The 21,123-nt window shown below is 70.9% G+C and carries 26 protein-coding genes; 6 read left to right on the top strand and 20 right to left on the bottom strand.

Annotation, left to right across the window (positions count from 1 at the left end; translation table 11 throughout):
• Positions 1-70 precede the first annotated feature (70 nt).
• Complete coding sequence (locus AQI70_RS23435; protein WP_062153273.1) at positions 71-415, bottom strand: winged helix-turn-helix transcriptional regulator; 345 nt, start codon at positions 413-415, stop codon at positions 71-73.
• Between the two features lie 49 nt (positions 416-464).
• On the opposite strand from AQI70_RS23435, the gene AQI70_RS23430 reads away from it, so the two are divergent.
• Positions 465-1,358, top strand: coding sequence for an NAD(P)-dependent oxidoreductase (locus AQI70_RS23430; RefSeq protein WP_062153271.1), 894 nt, complete (start codon positions 465-467; stop codon positions 1,356-1,358).
• On the opposite strand, the gene AQI70_RS23425 is transcribed toward AQI70_RS23430, so the two are convergent.
• Both AQI70_RS23425 and AQI70_RS23420 read right to left on the bottom strand, forming a co-directional pair.
• Positions 1,327-1,866 carry an HAD domain-containing protein gene (locus tag AQI70_RS23425; RefSeq protein ID WP_062153263.1) on the bottom strand — a complete coding sequence of 180 codons (540 nt, stop codon included), beginning with the start codon at positions 1,864-1,866 and terminating at the stop codon, positions 1,327-1,329. The two genes, AQI70_RS23430 and AQI70_RS23425, sit on opposite strands and share 32 nt — an antisense overlap.
• Before the next feature lie 7 nt (positions 1,867-1,873).
• Positions 1,874-2,497 carry an RraA family protein gene (locus tag AQI70_RS23420; RefSeq protein WP_062153261.1) on the bottom strand — a complete coding sequence of 208 codons (624 nt, stop codon included), beginning with the start codon at positions 2,495-2,497 and terminating at the stop codon, positions 1,874-1,876.
• Positions 2,498-2,666: 169 nt separating this feature from the next.
• Here AQI70_RS23420 and AQI70_RS23415 point away from each other — a divergent pair, with 169 nt between their 5' ends.
• On the top strand, positions 2,667-3,509 hold the full coding sequence (locus AQI70_RS23415) for a nitroreductase/quinone reductase family protein (RefSeq protein ID WP_062153259.1): 843 nt from the start codon (positions 2,667-2,669) through the stop codon (positions 3,507-3,509).
• Positions 3,510-3,552: 43 nt separating this feature from the next.
• Here the strand turns inward: AQI70_RS23415 and AQI70_RS23410 are convergent, their stop codons facing one another.
• The 6 genes from AQI70_RS23410 to AQI70_RS23385 all read right to left on the bottom strand — a co-directional run bounded on the left by AQI70_RS23410 (position 3,553) and on the right by AQI70_RS23385 (position 10,037).
• Positions 3,553-5,559, bottom strand: coding sequence for a HelD family protein (locus AQI70_RS23410; protein WP_062153257.1), 2,007 nt, complete (start codon positions 5,557-5,559; stop codon positions 3,553-3,555).
• A 61-nt stretch (positions 5,560-5,620) separates the two neighbouring features.
• A complete protein-coding gene (locus AQI70_RS23405; RefSeq protein WP_062153255.1) occupies positions 5,621-6,232 on the bottom strand; it encodes a TetR/AcrR family transcriptional regulator in 612 nt (203 codons plus the stop codon).
• 46 nt (positions 6,233-6,278) lie between these two features.
• Positions 6,279-7,052, bottom strand: a complete 774-nt coding sequence (locus AQI70_RS23400) for an HAD family hydrolase (protein ID WP_063801617.1) — start codon at positions 7,050-7,052, stop codon at positions 6,279-6,281.
• Between the two features lie 288 nt (positions 7,053-7,340).
• Positions 7,341-8,222, bottom strand: coding sequence for a GntR family transcriptional regulator (locus AQI70_RS23395; protein ID WP_062153251.1), 882 nt, complete (start codon positions 8,220-8,222; stop codon positions 7,341-7,343).
• A 195-nt stretch (positions 8,223-8,417) separates the two neighbouring features.
• Positions 8,418-9,119, bottom strand: a complete 702-nt coding sequence (locus AQI70_RS23390; RefSeq protein WP_062153249.1) for an HAD family hydrolase — start codon at positions 9,117-9,119, stop codon at positions 8,418-8,420.
• 36 nt (positions 9,120-9,155) lie between these two features.
• A complete protein-coding gene (locus AQI70_RS23385) occupies positions 9,156-10,037 on the bottom strand; it encodes a winged helix-turn-helix domain-containing protein (RefSeq protein ID WP_062153246.1) in 882 nt (293 codons plus the stop codon).
• A gap of 175 nt (positions 10,038-10,212) precedes the next feature.
• Between AQI70_RS23385 and AQI70_RS23380 the strand changes: the two genes are divergently transcribed.
• Positions 10,213-10,404: a hypothetical protein gene (locus AQI70_RS23380; protein ID WP_062153244.1), complete on the top strand. Its 192-nt coding sequence runs from the start codon at positions 10,213-10,215 to the stop codon at positions 10,402-10,404.
• A gap of 11 nt (positions 10,405-10,415) precedes the next feature.
• Here AQI70_RS23380 and AQI70_RS23375 read toward each other — a convergent pair whose 3' ends face one another.
• Positions 10,416-11,306, bottom strand: coding sequence for a winged helix-turn-helix domain-containing protein (locus AQI70_RS23375; RefSeq protein ID WP_062153242.1), 891 nt, complete (start codon positions 11,304-11,306; stop codon positions 10,416-10,418).
• 189 nt (positions 11,307-11,495) lie between these two features.
• Here AQI70_RS23375 and AQI70_RS23370 point away from each other — a divergent pair, with 189 nt between their 5' ends.
• Positions 11,496-11,681: a hypothetical protein gene (locus AQI70_RS23370; RefSeq protein WP_062153240.1), complete on the top strand. Its 186-nt coding sequence runs from the start codon at positions 11,496-11,498 to the stop codon at positions 11,679-11,681.
• Between the two features lie 196 nt (positions 11,682-11,877).
• Here AQI70_RS23370 and AQI70_RS23365 read toward each other — a convergent pair whose 3' ends face one another.
• Both AQI70_RS23365 and AQI70_RS23360 read right to left on the bottom strand, forming a co-directional pair.
• Positions 11,878-13,137 (bottom strand): GNAT family N-acetyltransferase, encoded by a 1,260-nt coding sequence (locus tag AQI70_RS23365; RefSeq protein ID WP_062153237.1) that lies wholly within the window; start codon positions 13,135-13,137, stop codon positions 11,878-11,880.
• A gap of 99 nt (positions 13,138-13,236) precedes the next feature.
• Positions 13,237-13,860, bottom strand: coding sequence for an RsiG family protein (locus AQI70_RS23360; protein ID WP_062153236.1), 624 nt, complete (start codon positions 13,858-13,860; stop codon positions 13,237-13,239).
• A 158-nt stretch (positions 13,861-14,018) separates the two neighbouring features.
• Here AQI70_RS23360 and dtd point away from each other — a divergent pair, with 158 nt between their 5' ends.
• Complete coding sequence (dtd, locus tag AQI70_RS23355; RefSeq protein ID WP_062153234.1) at positions 14,019-14,444, top strand: D-aminoacyl-tRNA deacylase; 426 nt, start codon at positions 14,019-14,021, stop codon at positions 14,442-14,444.
• A gap of 427 nt (positions 14,445-14,871) precedes the next feature.
• On the opposite strand, the gene ygfZ is transcribed toward dtd, so the two are convergent.
• Genes ygfZ through AQI70_RS23340 form a run of 3 tightly spaced genes read right to left on the bottom strand, consistent with a single transcriptional unit; the run spans position 14,872 to position 16,908 of the window.
• Positions 14,872-15,837: a CAF17-like 4Fe-4S cluster assembly/insertion protein YgfZ gene (ygfZ, locus tag AQI70_RS23350; RefSeq protein ID WP_062153232.1), complete on the bottom strand. Its 966-nt coding sequence runs from the start codon at positions 15,835-15,837 to the stop codon at positions 14,872-14,874.
• A gap of 10 nt (positions 15,838-15,847) precedes the next feature.
• On the bottom strand, positions 15,848-16,300 hold the full coding sequence (locus tag AQI70_RS23345) for a Fur family transcriptional regulator (RefSeq protein ID WP_004000119.1): 453 nt from the start codon (positions 16,298-16,300) through the stop codon (positions 15,848-15,850).
• Positions 16,301-16,332: 32 nt separating this feature from the next.
• Positions 16,333-16,908 (bottom strand): heme-binding beta-barrel domain-containing protein, encoded by a 576-nt coding sequence (locus AQI70_RS23340; protein WP_004000118.1) that lies wholly within the window; start codon positions 16,906-16,908, stop codon positions 16,333-16,335.
• A 264-nt stretch (positions 16,909-17,172) separates the two neighbouring features.
• Here AQI70_RS23340 and AQI70_RS23335 point away from each other — a divergent pair, with 264 nt between their 5' ends.
• A complete protein-coding gene (locus AQI70_RS23335) occupies positions 17,173-17,535 on the top strand; it encodes a DsrE family protein (RefSeq protein ID WP_004000117.1) in 363 nt (120 codons plus the stop codon).
• 78 nt (positions 17,536-17,613) lie between these two features.
• On the opposite strand, the gene AQI70_RS23330 is transcribed toward AQI70_RS23335, so the two are convergent.
• The 5 genes from AQI70_RS23330 to AQI70_RS23315 form a co-directional block, all read right to left on the bottom strand.
• A complete protein-coding gene (locus AQI70_RS23330) occupies positions 17,614-17,871 on the bottom strand; it encodes a DUF3099 domain-containing protein (RefSeq protein ID WP_037887861.1) in 258 nt (85 codons plus the stop codon).
• Positions 17,872-17,957: 86 nt separating this feature from the next.
• On the bottom strand, positions 17,958-18,248 hold the full coding sequence (locus AQI70_RS23325; protein ID WP_004000115.1) for a DUF1416 domain-containing protein: 291 nt from the start codon (positions 18,246-18,248) through the stop codon (positions 17,958-17,960).
• A gap of 62 nt (positions 18,249-18,310) precedes the next feature.
• Positions 18,311-19,156, bottom strand: a complete 846-nt coding sequence (locus AQI70_RS23320; RefSeq protein ID WP_062153230.1) for a sulfurtransferase — start codon at positions 19,154-19,156, stop codon at positions 18,311-18,313.
• 145 nt (positions 19,157-19,301) lie between these two features.
• Entirely contained in the window at positions 19,302-19,382 is an 81-nt protein-coding gene (locus AQI70_RS40935) for a putative leader peptide (protein ID WP_351515640.1), read from the bottom strand.
• Positions 19,383-19,600: 218 nt separating this feature from the next.
• Positions 19,601-20,338, bottom strand: coding sequence for an LmeA family phospholipid-binding protein (locus AQI70_RS23315; protein ID WP_062153227.1), 738 nt, complete (start codon positions 20,336-20,338; stop codon positions 19,601-19,603).
• Positions 20,339-21,123: the final 785 nt, after the last annotated feature.

Genomic DNA, 21,123 nt, shown 5'->3' with positions numbered 1-21,123 from the left:
GGGCGTCCGAAGCTGGATGCGGGTGATCGACAAGGCGCCGGACCCGCGTCGGACGGAGGTGGCATCGGGGTCAGGCCGACCGGCTGTCGGCCAGTCGCTCCAGGCGGCGATGGCCCCAGTCGGAGAGCGGGGCCAGGGCCTCGGCGAGGTCGCGGCCGAATCCGGTCAGGGAGTACACGGTCTTCGGCGGCAGGACGTCGTACACCTCACGATCCACCAGCCCGTCCGCCTCCATCTCGCGCAACGCCTGGGTCAGCACCTTCTCGGTGAGCCCCGGCAGCCGGCGGCGCAGTTCGGCCGGGCGGTGCGGGCCGGACTCCAGCAGCCACAGCAGCGAGGTCTTCCACTTGCCGTCGATCACGGAGATCGCGGCGGTCACCCCGCAGACGTCCGGGTCATGGCGCCGACTCGTCATACCCACCCCTTTTGTCAGCAATTACCGCCACTCTATAGGGAGTTGAGTCATGTCCACGTACGCCGACGAACCCGCCGTCACCGTCCTCGGGCTGGGGCCGATGGGCCGGGCCCTGGCCGGTGCATTCCTCGACGCGGGTCTTCGGATCACCGTGTGGAACCGCACCCCCGGGCGGGACCGGGAGCTCCTCGACCGCGGAGCCACCGCGGCCGAGTCCGCGGCGGAGGCGGTCGCGGCCAGTGCCCTGACCGTGGTCTGCGTGGTGAACTACGACGCCGCCGACGCCGTCCTGCGCCAGGACGGCGTCACCGACGCGCTCAAGGGCCGTACGGTCGTCAACCTGACCGCCGACACCCCGGCCCGCGCCCGGGACACGGCCGACTGGGCCGCCGCGCACGGGATCCGCTATCTGGACGGCGCGATCATGACCCCGACCACGACCATCGGTACGCCCGACGCGGTGTTCATCCACAGCGGCCCGCGGGAGGTCTACGACGAGCACCGGCCCGTCCTCGACGCCCTGGGCGGCACCCACACCCACCTCGGCGAGGACATCAGCCGGGCCGCCGCCTACGACATCGCCCTGCTCGACATCTTCTGGACGGCGATGGCCGGCTACGCGCACGCCGTCGCCGTGGCCCGGGCCGAGGGCATCACCGCACGCGAACTCGCTCCCTTCGCCCAGGGCATCGGCGCGATCCTGCCGCCGCTCTTCGAGGAGTTCGCGGCGGACGTCGACGACGGCACCTACTCCGGTGAACTCAACCCGATCACCTCCGCCGCCTCGTCCATGGCCCACATCGTCGAGGCCTCCGAGTCCCACGGCATCGAAGCCGCCCTGATGCGCGCGGCCGAGGGGCAGGCGCGCCGCGTCATCGCCCTCGGGCACGGCACGGACGGCTTCATGCGCGTCACCGAGCTGCTGGGCCGCGCGCGTCGGTGACCCACTCCGCCAGGACGGCGAAGTCCCGGTCGGTGAGGCCGTAGCGGTGGTCGACGCGGTGCAGGAGGGCGGGCGCGGGGTGGTGAGCGGCCACCCACGCCCGGTCGGCGTCGGTGATCTCGTCGTCGACCCAGACGAAGGGGCGGCCGGCCGCCCGGGCCACGAGGGGCCGGGTCTTCCAGTGCAGACCACGTGGGCCGGCCGGGGCCTCCTCGCCCTCGTCCTGGTCCTCGTCCGGCCAGTCCACCGCCGGCAGCGCGGGCAGGCCGAGCCAGGGAGCGAGGCAGGTGTTCGCGTCGTCCCCCCAGGTCGTGGCCCACACCGGCTCGCAGCCGAGCGCCGCGAGACGGGCCAGGCGGGCGCCGAGGGCGGGATCGACGCGGGAGAGGAGGGGGTGGGCGGCCGTCTCGGGGAGCGGGAAGGCCGCCTCGTACACCGGGTACGGGCGGTCCGCACCGAAGGGGACGAGGGTTCCGTCGATGTCGAGGAAGAGGAGTACCGGGGACAAGGGGGCCTCAGTCCTCGAATCCGCCTTCGGCCAGGATCTTGTCGATACGGGCCCGGTGCGCCACCTCCCACGCGTCGAGGGACTCGGCCGCCTCCTTGCCCAGCCTGGCCCGGGCCGCCGCGAGGATCTCCTCCTGGCGGGCGGCGGGCACGACCACGACGCCCTCTTCGTCGGCCACCACGACGTCCCCGGCGTCGACCGCCACACCCCTGCACCGCACCCGCGCGTTCAGCGGCCGTACGGCCGACTTGGCGCCCGGGATCGGGACGACCCCCCGCGCGAACACCGGGAAGCCCATCTCCCGCACCTCCGCGAGGTCCCGGATCACCCCGTCGGCCACGAACGCGGCGATACCGCGGCGCTGGGCGACGGCGCAGACGTTCCCGCCGGCCAGCGCGTACTCCAGGTCCCCCGACTCCACGACCACGACGGAGCCGGCCGGCGCCCGGTGGATGGCCGCGTGCAGCATGAGGTTGTCCCCGGGCGGGCACGCCACCGTGTACGCCGGTCCGGCGACGCGCGGGGCCGGGCCCCACAGCGGCCGGATGCCGAGGCCCATGACCTGCCCGCGCCCCAGCAAGTCGGCGAGCGTGGTGGTGGGAACGTCCTGGAATTCCGTGGCGGTCGTCATGGGACGGACGGTACCGTCTGTGTCCATGACTGCCGGGTCGGCCTTGTGCCGCAAGCGAGTTGGGTGTTGCCCGGCCTCTGAGTGAGGCCGGCGGCGCGGGCCAGGAGCCCGCCGCTTTCTCTGCGCCTTCTGCACCGACACAGAATCCGCGACAGAGAAAGAAGAGAGAGTGCCCAACGACTTCAATCAACCCATCATCGACGAGTTCCGCGCCAACAAGGGCCGCGTGGGCGGCTACTTCGAAGGCGCCCGGCTCCTGCTGCTCACCACCACCGGCGCCCGGACGGGCCGCCCGCACACCACCCCCGTCGGCTACCTCCCCGACGGCGACGGCCGCGTCCTCGTCATCGCCTCCGCCGCGGGCGCGCCCAAGCACCCGGCGTGGTTCCACAACCTCGTCGCGAATCCCCGGGTCACCGTGGAGAGCGGCACGTTCACCTACGAGGCCCAGGCCGTCGTCCTGACCGGCGAGGAGCGCGACCGGGCGTTCGCGCGGGCCGTGGAGGGGGACCCCGGCTGGGCGGCGTACCAGGAGAAGACGGAGCGGGTGATACCCGTCGTCGCGCTGCACGCGCTCACCGAGGGCGGCCCGGGGAAGATCAACGCCTCCTCCATGGGCGAGGCCATCAAGGTCGTCCACGACGCCTTTCGCCGCGAACTCGCCCTGATCCGGGACGAGATGAGCAAGGGCGGCGGTACGACCCTCGGCGCCCAGCTCCGCGTCAACTGTCTGACCTTCTGCGCGGGCCTGCACAACCACCACACCGGCGAGGAACTGATGATGTTCCCCGCCCTGGCCGACCGCTTCCCGGAGTCCGCGCCGGCGCTGGCGCGACTGGGCGAGGAGCACGCGCGGATCGCCGAGCTCGTCGAGGAGCTGCGGCGGGTGGTGTCCGCCGAGGACGCGGACCCGGCCGACGCCGGTGCCGAGGTGGAACGCCTGACGGCGGAACTGGAGGCGCATCTGACCTACGAGGAGGAGCAGTTGATGCCGCTCCTGGACGCCGCGTAGGACACGGCGGGGTGCCTCCGCTCCCGGCGGGCGCAGGCACCCCTCAGAACGGCAGCGGCCTCGCGTGCACCACCTCCAGCCCCGCCACCGCCCGCGTCAGCACCACATACAGCCGGTGCAGCCCCCGCTCCTCCGCCGCCACGATCGCCGCCGGCTCCACGGCGACGACATGGTCGTACTCCAGGCCCTTGACGACGGTCGCCGGTACCACGCTCACCCGGGCGCCCAGATCGTCCGGCCCCGCCGCCGCGATCCCGGCCGCGTCCAGCGCCTCCCGCACCCGGGGCACATACGCGTCGGCCGCCACGACGCCGACGGACCCCTCACGCGCCAGCGCATCCCGTACGGCGGCCACGACCCCGCCCAGCAGGTCGGAGGCCGCCTCCCGGATCCGCAGCTCCCCGTCGGCGCGCAGCGAACGAGCCGCCGGCACCGCCACATCCAGCCGCTCCAGCAGCCGGTTGGCCAGTGCCAGCACGGCGCCGGGCACCCGGAACCCGGTCGTGAGCGGCACCACCACCGCGTCCGGCTTCCCCAGCTGCCCGAGGACCGTCTTCCAGGACCGCGCGGCCCAGGGTGTGGTGCCCTGAGCCAGATCCCCGAGTACGGTCACCGACCCGAAGGACGCCCGTCGCGCGATGGCCCGGCACTCCATCGGCGACAGGTCCTGCGCCTCGTCGACGACGACATGGCCGTACCCCTGCGGATGCTCGATGAGCCCGGCCACCTCGTCGAGGAGCACCAGATCGGCGGCCGACCAGCGCGCCGACCTCCACGACCGCGGCGGCTTCGCCCACAGCAGGGCCTTCTGCTCGCCCGCGTCGAGCAGCCCGTCGGCGGCGGCCGCCAGTGCCTCCGGCTCGCTCAGCAGCCGAGCCACGACCTCCTCGGGCTGCACCCGCGGCCATACGGCGTCGACGTACGCCCCGACCGGCCGCGCCCGCGAGATCTTCCGCACCCACGCGTCGCTCCGCGGCCCGGCCCGCCGCTCGGCCCGGTCCTGGACGTACCGCACCACCCGGGTGCGCACCCGTTCCCGCCCGACGGCGTACGGCGGTTCCTCGGCCCGCACCTCCGTGACGATCCGCACCAGCTCGTCCTCCGGCACCCGCCACCGGTACGAACCGTCCGGGACGGCCAGGGGCCCGGCCCCCTCGGCCCGCACCCTCGCGTACAACGCCCGCCGCAGCACCTGCGCCATCCGCACGTCGTGCTTGACGACGGCAGCCCGCTCGTCGTCGGCTCCGGAGACCGGATGCCGGGCGATCTCGTCCCGCAGCGTGGACTGCCGTACCCCGGTCTCGCCGAGGGCGGGGAGCACCTCGGAGATGTACGACAGGAAGGTCCGGTTGGGTCCGAGGATCAGCAGACCGCCGCGCCGGATGCGCTGCGGGTGGGTGTAGAGCAGGTAGGCGGCGCGGTGCAGGCCGACGGCGGTCTTGCCGGTGCCGGGGGCGCCCTGGACGCACACGGAGACGGCGAGGTCACCTCGTACCAGATCGTCCTGCTCGGGCTGGATGGTCGCGGCGATGTCGCGCATGGGGCCGACCCGGGGCCGCTCGATCTCCCGGGCGACGATCTCGCTCGCCCGGGACTCGCCCCGGTCGAGGTGCTCGTCCTCGAAGCCGGTCAGGTCGGCGGAGTCCCCGCGGCTGCCGGGCGCCCAGCCGAACCGTCGACGTACCGCGACGCCCTGCGGATCACGGGCGCCGGCCTGGTAGAAGGCTCGGGAGACGGGGGCCCGCCAGTCGACGACGAGGGGCGGGTCGGCGGGGTGCTCACTGATCCGCAGCCTCCCGATGTGCAGGGTCTGCCGCTGCGCCCCGAAGTCCAGCCGCCCGAAGAACAACGGCCCTTCGGGCAGCTCCCGCAGTTCCTTGGCACGGCTGCGCAGCCGGAATCCGAGCACTTCGGCGTCGGCGCCGGAGGCGGAGACGTCCTCGCCGGTGACGACGTGGTCCTGGGCGCCCTCGATCAGTGCGGCGAGGGCGGTGCGGCAGCGGTCGTGGTGGGCGCGTTCCCGGATCAGCTCATGGTGCGGTGAGGTCATTTCACCGAGCGTACCGAAATGACGTAACCGAGTTAAATTTTTTACCGAGCCTCAATGGGCGTCAGCGCCCGGCCGGCCCCGGCAGCCCCGCCTCCAACAGGTCGAACGCCCGCTCGGCCGCCGCCACGGCCGCCGCCTTCACGTCCGCGGCCCGCTCGCCGCCCGCGATCCGCCGCCAGTTCTCCTGCGCGAGGATCCGCTGTACGGCGACGATCTGCCCGGCGGCCAGCCGGGCGTCGAGATCACCACCGAGGGCCTGGGCGAGCGCGGCCTCAGAACGCTCCAGGTAGGCGTACAGGCGGGCGACCAGGGCCGGAGTCCCGTACAGCAGCGAGTGAAAGGCGAGCACCTCCGGCTCGTCATTGAGCCCGGTGAGGGGATCGCGGCGCTCCAGCCCGTCGAGAAAGTGCCGCCGCAGCGCCTCGACGGGCGAGGCCCCCTGCCGTACGACCCGCGCGGCCTCGTCCTCATGGTCGGCGATCCGGTACAGGACGAGGTCCTCCTTCGCCGGGAAGTAGCGGAAGAGGGTCGGCTTGGAGATCTCGGCCGCCGCGGCGACCTCGGCCACGGACACGGCGTCGAAGCCCTTCTCCAGGAAGAGGCGGATGGCGGTGTCCGACACGGTCCGGTACATCCGCTGCTTCTTGCGTGCGCGCAGCCCGATCTCTGACATGGAGGCGAGCCTACGCATACCGTTCGCGCGGCCACCGCACCCAGGATCAGCGAAAGCTCGCGTTCAGGCCCCCCGTTCCCTCGGTCAACGGAGCGTACGCGCCCAGCACGACCTTCGCCCCGGCGTCCCGCAACAGCTTCCGCTTGGCCTCGTTCCTGCCGTACCCGATGAATCCCACACCCGCTTCCAGCGCGGCTTCGAGATCCGTCGGCGTGTCCCCGATCATCACCGCGTCCTGCGGCGGCAGCCCCAGGCCGGCCAGGGCCCGCCGGACGACGTCGGGATGCGGCTTCATCAGGCCGGGGTCGGCGGTACGGCCGTGGATCGCCTTGAAGCGCCCTTCCAGGCCGCGCTCGCCGAGATAGCGCTCCACGGCGCGCGGCGAGTTGTTGGTCACGACGGCGAGGCTCAGCCCGCGGTCGGCCAGAGAGCCGATGAACGCGTCCGCGTCCGGGGTGGGCCAGGCGACCCGCACCGCCGCGAGCTCGCCCTCGGTCACCGTCGCCTCCAGCACTCCGACCAGCCGCGCGAAGTCCACGTCCGCGAAGCGCCGCCGGACGGCCGACCGCGCCGCCGCCCGGTGTACGGCACGCAGCACCAGGTGCGGATCCTTCCCGGTCCGCTCGTCGCCCGTCAGGACGTCATCGAGGCCGAAGGCCGTCACCAGGCGGCGGAGTTCGTCGGCCAGCGGCCGGGAGGAGTCCCGGGGAAACAGCCGGCAGACCGGACCGTCGAAGTCGAACAGCACACCGGACGCCCACTCCAGGAGCGCCTGCGCGGCGGCCACCGCGGCAGCGCAGTCATCCCGGTCAGCAGCCATGTGGCGATCATCCCGTTCGGCATTCCGACTCCCGGGATCGCCCGGCGCCTGCGCCCGCGCGAGTCGTCCCATCCACACACTCCCTTTCCGCGCCCTCCCACGAGCGCAACTCGGTCGTCCGACGCGTGCCACTGCCACAGCGCCGGAAGGCGGCACGCAGCACGCCGGGGTACACCGACCGCGCGAGTTCGAAGTCCGGACACGTGGACAGCTCACGGGGCTACGGCGCTCAGCAACCGGATGAGCGCGTATGCACTGCTCCCGTGTCAGCCCGTCACCCGCCCGAGTTCAGGTGGCGAGGAGCTTCCACGTCTCGTTGAACCAGTCCTGCCAGCTGTCCACCGTCACGGAGGCCTGCGACCGCGGATCGTCATCCTTGACCTCGTGGGTGTAGGTGGCCCCGGAGCCGTCCGAGTCGATCGCGTCCACCTCCTTGTTGTCCTCGTCGATCAGGACGACACGACGCTCGACCGGCAGATACGGCGCGAGCAGCATCTCCGAGCCGTTGACCAGGTACAGCTTGAACTGCGGCGTGACCCTCACATGCCGGATCTTGATGTCCACGGACGGCACCCGGCCATCCGCCCTGAGACCGAACAGCTCGTCCTTGATCGTGTCGGTGTGGCGGTGGGTGGTCTTGAGCAGGCGCCTGCGCACCGCCGTCGTCTCGGCGTCCACGACGGCCACCGGATAGAGCCAGTCCGTCAGATCCTCGTCGGGCAGCAGCATGCGCAGATCGATGCGCTGCGGGGCGGGGCACTCCGCACGGAGAATCCGCTCCTTCTGCCGCTGGACCTGCTTCGACAGCGACTCCGAGGTGAGCGTGAAGACGTCAAGGGTGACCTCGGGCTTCTCGAAGGCCGCGTCCATCAGCCTGTTCAGCGTCACGCCTGGTCCCGTGGGGGACGATATGGGCGGCTGCGGCTTGATCACCCTGCTGATCACCCTGGAGCCGCTGCCCTGCCGCGTCTCGATCCAGCCCTCGTTGGCCAGCTGCCGCAGCACTCGCTGCACGGTGTCCCGGGACACGCCGAACTGTGCCGCCAGTTCGCGTTGGGCCGGCAGCCGCGCCTTGAGCGCGTACGTCCCGTTGGCCATGCGGTTCAGCAGTTCCCCCATGACACGCTCGAACTCGGCGCCGCCTCCGTCTCCGATCCGGTCCTGGTTCACGCCGGGATCGTACCCCTTTCAGTCCGAAACCGACCCACATCCAGCAGACAACCGACCCGATTGGACTGGAAGTTAAGCGATCAGTCCAGTTGGGCAGTAACCCGTCAGGCAAGCAAGCCAATTGGACGGAAAGTTGTAGGACGGGTGAGGGTGAAAGAGGTGGTGACCGTGACAGCCTTCTTGGCTGAGGGCCGCTCAGCCGCCGAGTTCCCGCAGCACCTCACTCAGGGAGAGCACGATGTGCTGGGCCTCCGCCTCCCGCAGCAGCTTCTCCTTCCTGTCGTTGCGCGCGTATCCGATGAAGGCGACGCCGGCCCGCTGTGCGGCCAGGAGGTCCGAGGGCCCGTCGCCGACCATCAGTGCGTCCGACGGGTCCGCGCCGAGCGCGGCCAGCGCTTGCCGGAGCGAGTGCGGATGCGGCTTGAGGAGGCCAGGGTCCTGGACGCGCCCGTAGATGTGCGGGCCGAAGCAGCTTTCCAGCCCCCGTTGGCGCAAGTACGTGCGGGCAGCCGCAGGCGAGTTGTTCGTGGTGACCGCCAGGCGCGCGCCCCTCGCCGCCCATGCCCGGACGAGGCGGTCGGCGTGGGCGGTCGGCCAGGCGGACGAGGCCGCCCGCAGCTCTTCCCGGGTGAGCCGCGCCTCCAGCTCAGCCACCAGGTCACTGCCCGGGTGCCGGCGAGCGACGGCCCGCAGCACCTCATACGGGTCGGTCAGCTGCCGCTCCTCGTGGGTCAGCACGTGCCGCCACCCGGACCCGTCGAGCCAGCGCACGAGTTCGGTGGCCACGAAGTCCGCCTTGTGGCCGGCGAAGAGGCGGCAGATCGGGCCGTCGAAGTCCCAGAGCACGAACCGGGTGCGGGTGATCAGGTCCTGGAGGTTCTCCGTGTACGAGGTCACCGGTTCAGTCTGCGCCACACCGGGCGGCCGCCGAGGTCACGTGAGCGTCAGATCGGTGGTGATGGTCTCCCAGAGGGCGTCGAACCACAGGCGGGACTGCTCCACGAACGCCGCGTCGCGCGGCCCGGCCGCCTTCTCGAAGGAGAAGAGCAGGGACGCGGTGCCGAGGGCGTCGTACATGTCCAGCGTGCCGTCGTCCAAGGGCTCCTCGCGGCGCGTGATCATGTAGTGCGCGATCAGTGCCTCGGTGTCGTTGAGGAGGTACAGCTTCATCGGCGGGGTGAAGGGCAGGGCGCGGAAGGCGACCTTCACGTCGATGTCGTGCGTGCTGCGCAGGGCCTGCAGGTTGTGCCGGAGCACGCGCCCCTGGGCGTTGCGCTGGGCCAGCCAGCGCTGGTGGACCGCGTCGTCCTCGGCGTCGGGGCCCTCGACCGGGACCGGGAAGGCCAGGTTGATCCTCCGGCTCGGCAGCAGGATGCGGACGTCGATCGACTCGGGGCGGATGCTGCCCTCGTGGATCAGACGCACCGGTTCAGCCAGAGCCAGCATGAGCGTCTCGGCCGTCAGGCACACCGCGGCGATCCGTACGCGCGGGGCGGCGAAGGCCGCCGCCAGCCGTGGCGCGAGGCCCACCGTCGCCGGCTGGGGTCCTTCGCGCACCGGGGACGGCTCGGCGATGCGTGGCGGGCTGCCCTTGCTCACATTGCTGAGCAGACCGTCCTCATGGAGCGCGCGCAGGGCCTGCCGTACGGCGCCGCGTTCCACACCGAACTCCCCGGCGAGCTCGGCCTGGGTGGGCAGGCGGTCTCCGGCCTTGAGCTGTCCGGCACGGATCCGTTCCCGCAGGACGTCGGCGATGTCCTGGGGCGAGAGTCTTCTGCTGCCGTTCACTGCCACGTTCTCCTCGGCCACGAGCAAACGCTACGGCCTCCTCCCACTTTGCGGGAGTTGCGCGGGAGTCGTTTAGGAGTACCCGCCAAGTTGGTAGGAACTAACCAGAGTTGGTCGCCAACTTCAACCAACTCGGCTGAGATATCAGCGCACTTGCCGTCGAAGGAGGACGCCTCCCTTCCCGCCCCAAGGAGACACCGCCGTGAACAAGCTCCTCGCACCAGCCGCCGACACCCTCGTCCTCACGGTCGAGCAGTTCCTGCGGTGGAGGTACGGCGTCCCGGGCCTGGCGGCACTGGCGCTGCTCGTCATCGGCATCAAGGCCCGCAACCAGACGTGCAGTGCCATCGGCGCGGTCGCGCTCGCCCTGATGATCTCGCGGCCGGCGCTGTGACCCGGCCATGGTCAGCCCAGGAACAGTTCCGTGGTGATGGTCTCCCAGAGCGCGTCGAACCACAGGCGGGACTGCTCCACGAACGAGGTGTCGCGCTGCTCGGCCCCGCGCCGGAAGGCGAACAGCATGGACTGGGGGCCGCTGGTCGTGTACAGCTCCAGGCTCTCGTCGTCGACCTCCTCCTGGCGCCGGGCGAGCTCGTAGAACGCGAAGAGCGCCTCGTCGTCGTTGAGGAGGTACAGCTTCACCGGCGGAGTGAAGGGCAGCGCGCGGAAGGAGACGCGCACGTCGATGTTGTGCGTGCTGCGCAGGACCTGGAGGTTGTGCCGGAGCACCTGCCCCTGGGCGTTGCGCTGGGCCAGCCACTGCCGGTGCACCCGGTCGGTGGTCGAGGCGTCCACCGGCGCCGGGAAGGCGAGGTCGATGTCACGGCCGGGAAGCAGGACGCGCACGTCGATGCTGGCCGGTTTCAGCTGTCCGGCGTGGATCTGGCGGAGCGGTTCCCCGATGGCGAGCGTGAGGGAGACCGAGGTCAGGCACAGGGCGTCGATCCGGACGTGCGGGACCGCGAAGGCCGCGGCGATGCGCGGGGCGAGGCCCACCGTGGTGGGCTGGGGCGGGGCGCCCGGGCCGGTCAGCGCCCTGCCGAGGTCGGGGGCGACGGTCGCCGGCGCCCCCTTGGACACGTTGGTGAGCAGGCGCTCCGACTGGAGGATGCGCAGGGCCTGCCGCACGGCTCCGCGCTCCACGCCGAACTCGTCCGCCAGCTTGGCCTGCGTGGGCATGCGTTCGCCTGGCCGCAGCTCGCCGGACCTGATCCGGTCGCGCAGCACGTCCGCCACTTCGCGGTGCGAGCGCGTCCCTTTCCTGCCGCCGTCGGGGGCGGCGCCTTCCGAGGTCACATCGGAAGATTACAACTTTGCGCCATCTCACGGCAGTTAACCGAAAGATGGTTACCGGACACTTCCAAGATGGAGCAACCAGCAGTAAGTTGGTTGCCAACTTACTCAACATGGTTGAACTTTCCGATGGTTGGCATCACCACCTCATGTCGGCGGGGCCCGCTCCGCCCGCTCGGAAGGACGGACCCCATGCCGCTCATCTACCTCGCAGTCGCCGCCCTGGCCATCGGCTTCGAGCAGCTCCTCCAGATGAGGTACGGCGCGATGGGCCTCATCGCCTTCCTTGCGCTGACCCTGGGGATCAAGGCCAGGAACACCATGATCGGCGGTATCGGAGCGGTGATCCTCGTGATGCTGCTCGCCCAGTCCGGCTGACCGGGCTCCCTTCCGGAGGGGAGCCGGGAGCCTGGTCAGTCTGCACCAACAGCACAGTCACAACTGAACAGCGACAACTGAACAACGACATCGCACAGCCACAACCGCATCTCCACAACCGAACAGCTACAACCGAACAGGCACAACCGAACAGCTCGCTACGGATGAGCAGACCTGTCGCCGGCAGAGAGGAGCCTCAGAAGATGTCCGGGCACCAAGGCCGCCTGGACGTACGCAGCAGGGCGTCGGCCACCCGGGCGGCGCCCGCTCGTTCTTCTTGCACGTGCCCCAGCGCGGCGAGCCGTACGGCGGACTCGTCGCCGAGCCAGAGGCGGGCCAAGTCGGCGACGTCGAGGGTGAGTTCCGCGGATGCCGTGGTCGGCGTACAGGACGCCCCGTCCGCCGACGCCTCCAGCCGGTACCGCCCGCCGGTCAGCCCGCCCCCGTCGACGACCTCGAACACCAGCGAGCCCTGCCCCTCGTACGTCCGCGCCTGAAGAGCCCGTACGACATCCAGGATCCGCACCCACAGCCAGTCCGTCAGCGTGGTGATCCGGGCGGCCCGCGGGTCGGGGAGGCAGAAGGGCAGCAGGTCGTCGGGGGCCCGCCAGCCGCTCTTCACCGTCGTGATCCAGTCGATCGAGCAGAGGTAGCGCCACAGGGCGCGCTCGGCGGCCGGTGTCGCCGCGATCAGCCACTGGACGCTCGCCGTGTTCAACGGCTGCTTGCCGTCGCCCCAGTGGTCGTCCGCCGTGTACGACACCAGTCCCTCGACCTCGCCGCCGGGCGAGCGGTACACGGCGAAGAAGGGATCCGTCCACGGTTCCCTGTCCAGGCGCAGCACCCCCGTCTTGACCTGCCACCAGCGCTCGTCCCGGCTGACGGCACCCGGCTGGGCGCGCCGCACCCGCTCATGCAGCTCCGGGCCGATCTTGCCTGCGTCCGCCCCGTCCACGAGGTCGATCCGGCCGCCGTCCTCGGGCCCGGCCCACCTCGCGTCGAGGCCGGTGCGGGGGACGTCGACGGTCCACTGGGACATCCAGGTCGCGGGGCCGAAGCCGTAGCGGCCGTAGATCGGGTACTCGGCGGCGATCAGGGTCGCCACGACGTCCCCGCGGTCCTTCGCGGCCGCCAGGTCGTGGGCCATCATCCGGGTGAGCAGGCCGCGGCGGCGGTGGGTGGGGGTGACGGTGACGTTCGAGATGGCGTCGGCGGGGACGGCGGCGCCGCCGACGGCGGTGATCTCCTGCGGGAAGGACCGGAAGGTGGCGACACAGCGGCCGGCGTCGAAGGCGCCGAGGGTGCGGGCCGGGTCGATGTAGGAGCTCCGGTCGGCGATCTCCCGCTCGGAGACGTGCGGGGTGCGCAGGAAGCCGGTGTTCAGGGCCCGGGACCAGTCGGGGATGTCAGCCTCGGTGATCGGGCGGACGTCGATATGGGGTTCGGGACGGCTCATGGGGCCACGGTAGGTGGGCGGGCGCGGGGGTGTCGCCGGGTTTTCCCCGCCCCCGCCCCGCCGTCCACAGCCTGTGGACAAGGTTTGCCGCGGCCTGTGCTACGTGAGCAGGTCGTCCACCTGCGCCTCACCGTCCCGGTACCGCCGCGCGATCTCCGCGCTGCAGTCGTCGGCGGTCCGCTGCAACCGCTGGCGGCGCCGCGACACCTGCTGCTCGTGCTGCACGAGCCGGCCCATCGCGGTGTTCAGCTCGACGTCCGTACGCGCCTGCAGATCCGACAGCTCCACCTCGGCGAGCATCTCCGCGGCCAGCCGCCGGTACTCCTCGCTCTGCGGGGTCCCCAGCGTCACATGGCGGGCCGAGGAGCGGTGCCGGGCCGGGGCGTCCGTCAGGATCTCCGAGAGGCGCTCCACGACGGACGCCGCCCCCGCCGGCGAGCGCCGCGCCAGCTCCGCCCGCAGGATGTCGATCCGCCCCTGCAGCAGCCGTCGTAGATAACTCAGGTCCGCCTCGTCGCGCTGCGCGTCCCGGCGCAGGGTGCGCAGCTCGGGCAGACTGAGTACGGTCAGATCCTCCTCGGGCGGCTCCATGGGCAGCCGGGGATCCGCACCCGGGCCCGGATCGTCGGCGGTGCGCTGTGTGGGCGGCCGGAGATTCGCCGGCTGGCCCGCGTTGGTCAACACGACAGCCCCAGGCGGCTGCCCGGTACTCGGTGTGCTCATATGCCTCTACCGTCCCCTCGACCGGCGTGTGGAAGCATGGTGCCATCCCAACTGGCCGCTATGTGACCGAGTGCCCCCGAACAGCCCCAGATGGGGGGATAGGGATCAAAAAAGAGGCCCCTTACGAGGCACTTCCGCGCACACGGCATCATGGCGGCATGCGAGCTGTGGTGCAGAGGGTGGACGGCGCGAGTGTCGTCGTGGACGGCGAGACGGTCGGGCAGATCGACGGCGAGGGGCTGTGTGTGCTCGTCGGGGTCACCCACGAGGACACCAAGGAGAAGGCGGCCCAACTCGCCCGCAAGCTCTGGTCGATCCGGATGCTGCACGACGAGAAGTCCTGCAGCGACATCGACGCCCCGCTCCTCGTCATCAGCCAGTTCACCCTCTACGGCGACGCCCGCAAGGGCCGCCGCCCCACCTGGAACGCCGCCGCCCCCGGCGATGTCGCCGAGCCGCTCGTCGACGAGGTCGTGGCCCAACTCCGCGCGCTGGGCGCGACGGTGGCGACGGGCCGGTTCGGCGCCATGATGCGGGTGTCGCTGACGAACGACGGCCCGTTCACGGTGTTGCTGGAGATCTGATCACCGCCGATCGGGATCCGATCGCCGCTGCCGCCGTCCTGGGCGGGACGGGACCATGAAGAGACACGCGTACGTCACGGAAGCCGCTCTGCTCGCGCTGGTGGTCTGCTCGGCCAAGGGGAAGACCGAAGGGAAGGCCGACGGGAAGCCGTAGGCGAGCGCCACGAGCAACCCCGGGAAGCAGGCCTCGGCAGCACCTCTCCCCTCCCCCTACACGGCGCAGGCGCTGAAGGCCGCGCTGCTCAAGTGCGGGGCGATCGACTTCGAGAACATCCACAGCAACGGCACCAGGCAGGCCCGCTTCCAGGCCGAGGAGGCCCCCGTCTGACCGACGAGCAGCGCGAGGAACTCACGCCCGATCCGGCGGAGAAACTCATCCGCGCCCAGGTGGCCAAGGACGAGCGGACCCTCCGCTGGACGCCGGGCCTCAGGGCTCGACGACGACTTCCTGCGCCGCCGCCGTCTCCCCCGCCACCAGCCGCGCGTCCACCGGCACGTTCCGCTTGACCAGCGCGAGGGCGACCGGACCCAGCTCGTGGTGCCGTACGGACGTCGTGATGAAGCCGATCCTGCGGCCGTCGGGGCCCTCGTCGGCCACCCGGATCTCCGTACCGGGCGGGGGCAGGTGGACCTCGCTGCCGTCCAGGTGCAGGAACACCAGGCGGCGCGGGGGCTTGCCGAGGTTCTGCACCCGGGCCACCGTCTCCTGGCCCCGGTAGCAGCCCTTCTGCAGATGCACCGCGGTGCCGATCCAGCCCAGCTCGTGCGGGATGGTGCGGTGGTCGGTCTCGAAGCCGAGGCGGGGGCGGTGGTGCTCCACGCGCAGGGCCTCGTAGGCCAGGAGGCCGGCCGCCGGCCCCGCCTTGCCGGCGTACGACTCCAGGTCCGCGCGCGGCAGGAACAGATCACGGCCGTGCGCGGTCTCGCGTACGACGACGCCCTCGGGCACCTCGGCGATGGACCCGGCGGGCAGGTGCACGACCGCGAACTCGCCGGTGCGGTCGGCGACTTCGACCCTGTAGAAGAACTTCATCGACTCCAGGTACGCGATCAGCGCGTCCTGCGAGCCGGGCTCCACATGGGCCCAGACCGTGGCGCCGTCGTCGACCAGGTACAGCGCGTGCTCGATATGGCCGTGCGCGGAGAGGATCAGCGCCTCGGTGGCCTCGCCCGCCGGCAGCTCGCTGACATGCTGGGTGAGCAGCAGATGCAGCCAGCTCAGCCGGTCCTCACCGGAGACGGTGACGACTCCGCGGTGCGAGAGGTCGACGAAACCGGTGCCGTCGGCGAGGGCGCGCTGCTCACGGAACAGGTCGCCGTAGTGGGCGGCGACGCCTTCGTCCACGCCCTCGGCGGGCACGGCGCCGGGCAGGGACAGCAGGGGGCTCTTCATACGTCTAAGCCTACGACTCGGTAGTTGAACTCTTGCCGTTCGATCCCTTGAGCGAACAGTCCTTGCAGCGGCCGAAGATCGCGAAGTGCTTCATGTCCGTGTCGAACCCGAAGGTCGCGCGCAGCTTCGCGGTGAACTCGGCCGCCACCGAGACGTCCGCCTCGATCACGCTCTGGCAGTCCCGGCAGACGAGGTGGATGTGGTGGTGGCGGTCCGCGAGATGGTACGTCGGTGCGCCGTGCCCCAGGTGGGCATGGCTCACCAGCCCGAGCTCCTCCAGGAGCTCCAGGGTCCGGTAGACGGTGGAAATGTTGACCCCCGACGCCGTCTTCCTCACTTCCACGAGGATGTCGTCGGGGGTCGCGTGCTCAAGGGTGTCCACGGCTTCGAGCACGAGTTGCCGCTGCGGCGTCAGCCGGTAGCCGCGCTGCCTGAGGTCGCTCTTCCAGTCGGTGCTCACCACACCGACGAGTCTAGGCCCACTTGAAGAACGGCCTACTTGAAGAACGCGATCCCGTCGTCCGGCAGGTCGTCGGGCAGGGCCTTGGCCCAGCGCTCGACCTCCTCCGGGGTGACGACCTTCTTCAGATGGGCCGACATGTAGGGGCGCAGCTCGACCTCGGGGGTCTGCTTCTCGCCGACCCACATCAGGTCGCTCTTGACGTAGCCGTACAGCCGCTTGCCGCCGCTGTACGGGCCGGAGGCGGCCGTCCGCGCCACCGCGTCCGTCACCAGGTCGATCTGCGGCTTCTTGTCGGCGAGCTCGCCGTACCAGACCTCGACGACGCCGTCGTCGCGGACCATCGTGACCTCGACCTTGCGCTCGGCGTCGATGCGCCAGAAGCCGTGCTCTGACTCCAGCGGCCGCACCTTGTTGCCGTCGTTGTCCAGCACCCAGGTGCGGGACTGGTACTCCAGGAAGTCACGGCCGTCGTGGCTGAAGGTGACCTCCTGCCCGAAGTTGCACTTCTCGGAGCCGGGGAAGTCGTGCACGCCCGCGCCCGCCCAGTTGCCGAGCAGGAAGGCGAGGGGGACGAGGTCCTTGTGGAGGTCGGACGGGATCTCGATCATGAGCGGCGGTTCCTAGGTATGGGTCAGCGCTGGCCCTGGTACAGCTTCTTCACGGTCAGCCCGGCGAAGGCGAGGACGCCGACGCAGACCAGGACCAGCAGGGCTTCGAAGAAGATCTCCACGGGGTGCTCCTCGATTGAGCGGAGGTGTGCGGTACGTACACAGGGGCGGCCCCCAGCTTACGCGGCTGCGCGCCACGGCTCCGTGTGAGGTACGCCCAGCCGCTCCCCACCGGCTCCCCGCGGGGCTGACTACGATTCGGGCATGGCGAAGAAGCTCGTGATCAAGGTGACGGCGGGGGCCGATGCCCCCGAACGCTGCTCGCAGGCGTTCACGGTGGCGGCGGTGGCCGTGGCCAGCGGCGTCGAGGTGTCCCTGTGGCTGACGGGCGAGTCCGCCTGGTTCGCGCTGCCCGGCCGCGCCGCCGAGTTCGAACTGCCGCACGCCGCCCCCCTGCCCGATCTGCTCGACTCCCTGCTGGCCGGCGGCCGGGTCACCCTGTGCACCCAGTGCGCGGCCCGCCGGGACATCACGGAGAAGGACGTCATCGAGGGCGTACGGATCGCGGGGGCGCAGGTGTTCGTGCAGGAGGCGCTCGGGGACGAGACGCAGGCGCTCGTCTACTGACCGGCCGGCGTCCGCGGCCACAGGCGGCCCGATGGGCACCCAGTGGGGTTCCTCGCGGTCGGCATGTCCACCTTGGTGCTACCGGCGCTTCTTGCCGTCCAGCTCGTCCCACCACTCGTCGGACTGCGGGTCCCCGGACGGGTCGTCCCACCAGCGGTCCTCCGGGCCCCGCCGGTTGGCGACCATCGCGGCGACGGGTGGGATGACCATGGCGACCATGCACATGCCCACGGCCACCGGGACCGACCACAGGCGCACGAGGCCCCACGCCAGGACGAAGAGCGTGATGCACGTCCCCATCAGGGCGAAGTACATGTGACGTCGCCGTGCGTACATGCCTCCAGGGTAGGCCGGTACATACCGAAGGGCCGCACCCCAGGCGTCCAACCCGTGGGATGCGGCCCTTCGGCTGCTGAGCTCGCTCAGACCGCGATCGCGACCTCGGCGAGGGCGCCCTTCTCGGCGACGACGACCGTGCGGTCGGCGGTGGCGCCGGGGACGAGCGCGCGGACGGTCCAGGTGCCCTCGGCCGCGTAGAAGCGGAACTGGCCCGTGGCGGAGGTGGGAACCTCCGCGGTGAACTCGCCGGTCGAGTCCAGGAGACGGACGTAGCCCGTCACCGGCTCGCCGTCACGGGTCACCTGACCCTGGATCGTGGTCTCACCGGGCTTGATCGTCGAGGCGTCGGGGCCGCCGGCCTTCGCTCCACACATGTCTTTCTCCAGAAGGGGTCTGACCGGAAAGGAAGGCCGGTCGGGATGGGTGTGCTGGTTGCTTACTTGTTGGCGCCGAGCTCGATCGGCACGCCGACGAGGGAGCCGTACTCGGTCCAGGAGCCGTCGTAGTTCTTGACGTTCTCCACACCGAGCAGCTCGTGCAGGACGAACCAGGTCAGCGCGGAGCGCTCACCGATACGGCAGTAGGCGATGGTGTCCTTCGCGAGGTCCACCTGCTCCTCGGCGTAGAGCTCCTTGAGCTCCTCGTCCGACTTGAAGGTGCCGTCGTCGTTGGCGTTCTTCGACCACGGGATGTTGCGGGCGGTCGGGACGTGGCCCGGACGCTGCGACTGCTCCTGCGGCAGGTGCGCCGGAGCGAGCAGCTTGCCGGAGAACTCGTCGGGCGAACGGACGTCGACCAGGTTGTTCGAGCCGATGGCGGCCACGACGTCGTCGCGGAAGGCACGGATCGAGGTGTCCTGCGGCTTGGCCTTGTACTCGGTCTTCGGACGCTCCGGCACCTCGGTGCCGTCGACCAGCTCGCGGGCGTCCAGCTCCCACTTCTTGCGGCCACCGTCGAGGAGCTTGACGTTCTCGTGGCCGTACAGCTTGAAGTACCAGTAGGCGTAGGACGCGAACCAGTTGTTGTTGCCGCCGTAGAGGACCACCAGCGTGTCGTTGGCGATGCCCTTCTCCGACAGCAGCTTCTCGAAGCCGGCCTGGTCGATGAAGTCGCGGCGGACCGGGTCCTGCAGGTCCTTGGTCCAGTCGATGCGGATCGCGTTCTTGATGTGGTTCTTCTCGTAGGCGGACGTGTCCTCGTCCACCTCCACGATCGCGATGTTCTCGTCGTCGAGGTGCTCCTGCAGCCAGTCGGCGTCTACCAGGACGTCGCTGCGGCTCATGCTCTTTCTCCTCCGGGGCAGTTGCGGCGGGGCGTACGAGTGAGAGGCGTGCGGGTTGCCTCCGGCGGTGCGGCCGGGGCGCGCGCACGGGTGCCCTGGGCAGGGCAGCGGGGATGCGGGCGCCGGCTTCGGCCGGTGCGTCCGCTCAGAAGGAGCGACAGAGCATGGCGGCAACGCGGCACAGGTCTACTGCCCGCCGCTTCGTGAGATCCGCCTGTCGCTTCATGACCTCGATCGTAGGGACGGACATGCGGGCGTGTCACCGGCGTGTCGCATACTGAGACAAGATTGTCCGCGATGCGGGAATGAAGAGCCGCCGAGGCGCCCGCCGCGCGCTCTCCGGGCTGACGTATCGGTGGTCACATCTACGGTACGGACGGCGGCGTCTCGCCAGTCGGACACCGGCGCGCTGACCGCGCTCGGTCGTACCGGTCGGTCCCCGTACTACCCGGCGAGGCGGACGTTCGAACCCTTCACCGTGATCTCGACGCCGTTCTTCGCCGCCTGGACCTTGTCGAGCTGGATGCCGCCGGGCAGGCCGTCGATCTTCTGCTCGAAGTCGGTGATCGCACGGGCCCGGTTCTCGGCGATGTCGGTACCGCCGAAGCTGGGCAGGTTGTCGGCGTGCACCTTGACGGTGTCCCCCTGGACGGTGACCGAGCTGAGGACGTGGACCGGGTTCGGCAGCTTGTTGCCGAGGACGGTGGCCTCCACGGCGACCTTGATCTTGCCGTTCCCGCCGTCGGAGAGGCCGACGACGCTGGCGGTGACACCGGGGGCGACCTGGGTGGGCTCGGACTTGGCGGTCTTCAGCAGCTCGGCGTAGGTGATGGACGCGCTGCCGGTGGCGGTGGCCGCGGTGGCGGAGCTGTAGTCGCCGGAGAACTCGACGCCCTTCATGTTCGCCGTGAGGTCGTCGATGCGGATCGTCCTGCCGCCGGTGCCGGTGGCGGCCTCGTAGTCCTTGATGCCGACCTCGACGTCGTCCAGCGTGCCGCTCGCGACCTGGGTGAGGAAGGGGAAGCCCTTGATGGACACGTCCGGGGTGGCGGCGAGGTTCTCGGTGGCCTGGAGCTTGCCGGCCGCCTCGTCCTCGGCGAACCCGACGGCGAGCCGGTCGGCGAGCACGAAGAGGCCGCCGAGTATCACGACGACGATCAGCAGTATCCGCAGGGCGCGCATGTTGTGGTGTTCCCCCCACCTCGGCGGTCATCAAGGACGACGGTCAGGACGGTCACGACGACCGGGTGGCCGTACAGCGCGAGAGTAACCCCGAGGCGGGACCCGACCGGAGGATTGTCGATCACCTGTGACAGGCACCTCGCGACGCCGGCCGGCATCAGTCAGCCCGTCCGGCGCTCGACGACGAGACCGCGCCATCCCGAGCCCCCACCCACCCACAGGGACCCGCACACTCAGCGGCCGGTCACTTCCCGGCGCCCGTACCGGCATTCCAGCCCGCCCGGCGCTCGACGACGAGACCGCACCATCCCAAGCCCCCACCCACCCGCTGTGGCCGCACACCCGGTGGCGGTCACTCGCCGGCGCCGAGCCGACAACAACCAGCCCGCCCGGCGTCAGAGGACGAGACCACGCCCTCCCAAGCCCCCACCCACCCGCAGGGGCCCGCACACCCGGTGGCGGTCACTCGCCGGCGCCGGGCCGACAACACCCAGCCCGCCCGGCGTCTGAGGACGAGACCACGCCCTCCCAAGCCCCCACCCACCCGCAGGGGCCCGCACACCCGGTGGCCGGCCACTTCCCGGCGCCCGTGCCGGCATTCCAGCCCGTCCGGCGCTCGACGACGAGACCGCACCATCCCAAGCCCCCACCCACCCACTGGCGCCGCACACCGATGGCGGTCACTTCCCAGCGCCGGTCCCGGCATTCCAGCCCGTCCGGCGTTTGAGGACGAGGCCCGTTCAGGGCCGATGGCGGGGGTCTGGGGGCCGCAGGCCCCCAGGAGG

This window comes from Streptomyces curacoi (assembly GCF_001513975.1).
In the GTDB taxonomy this organism is placed as follows: domain Bacteria; phylum Actinomycetota; class Actinomycetes; order Streptomycetales; family Streptomycetaceae; genus Streptomyces; species Streptomyces curacoi.
The sequence above is the reverse complement of the archived record's forward strand: the minus strand, read 5'-3'. Positions and strand labels throughout refer to the sequence as shown.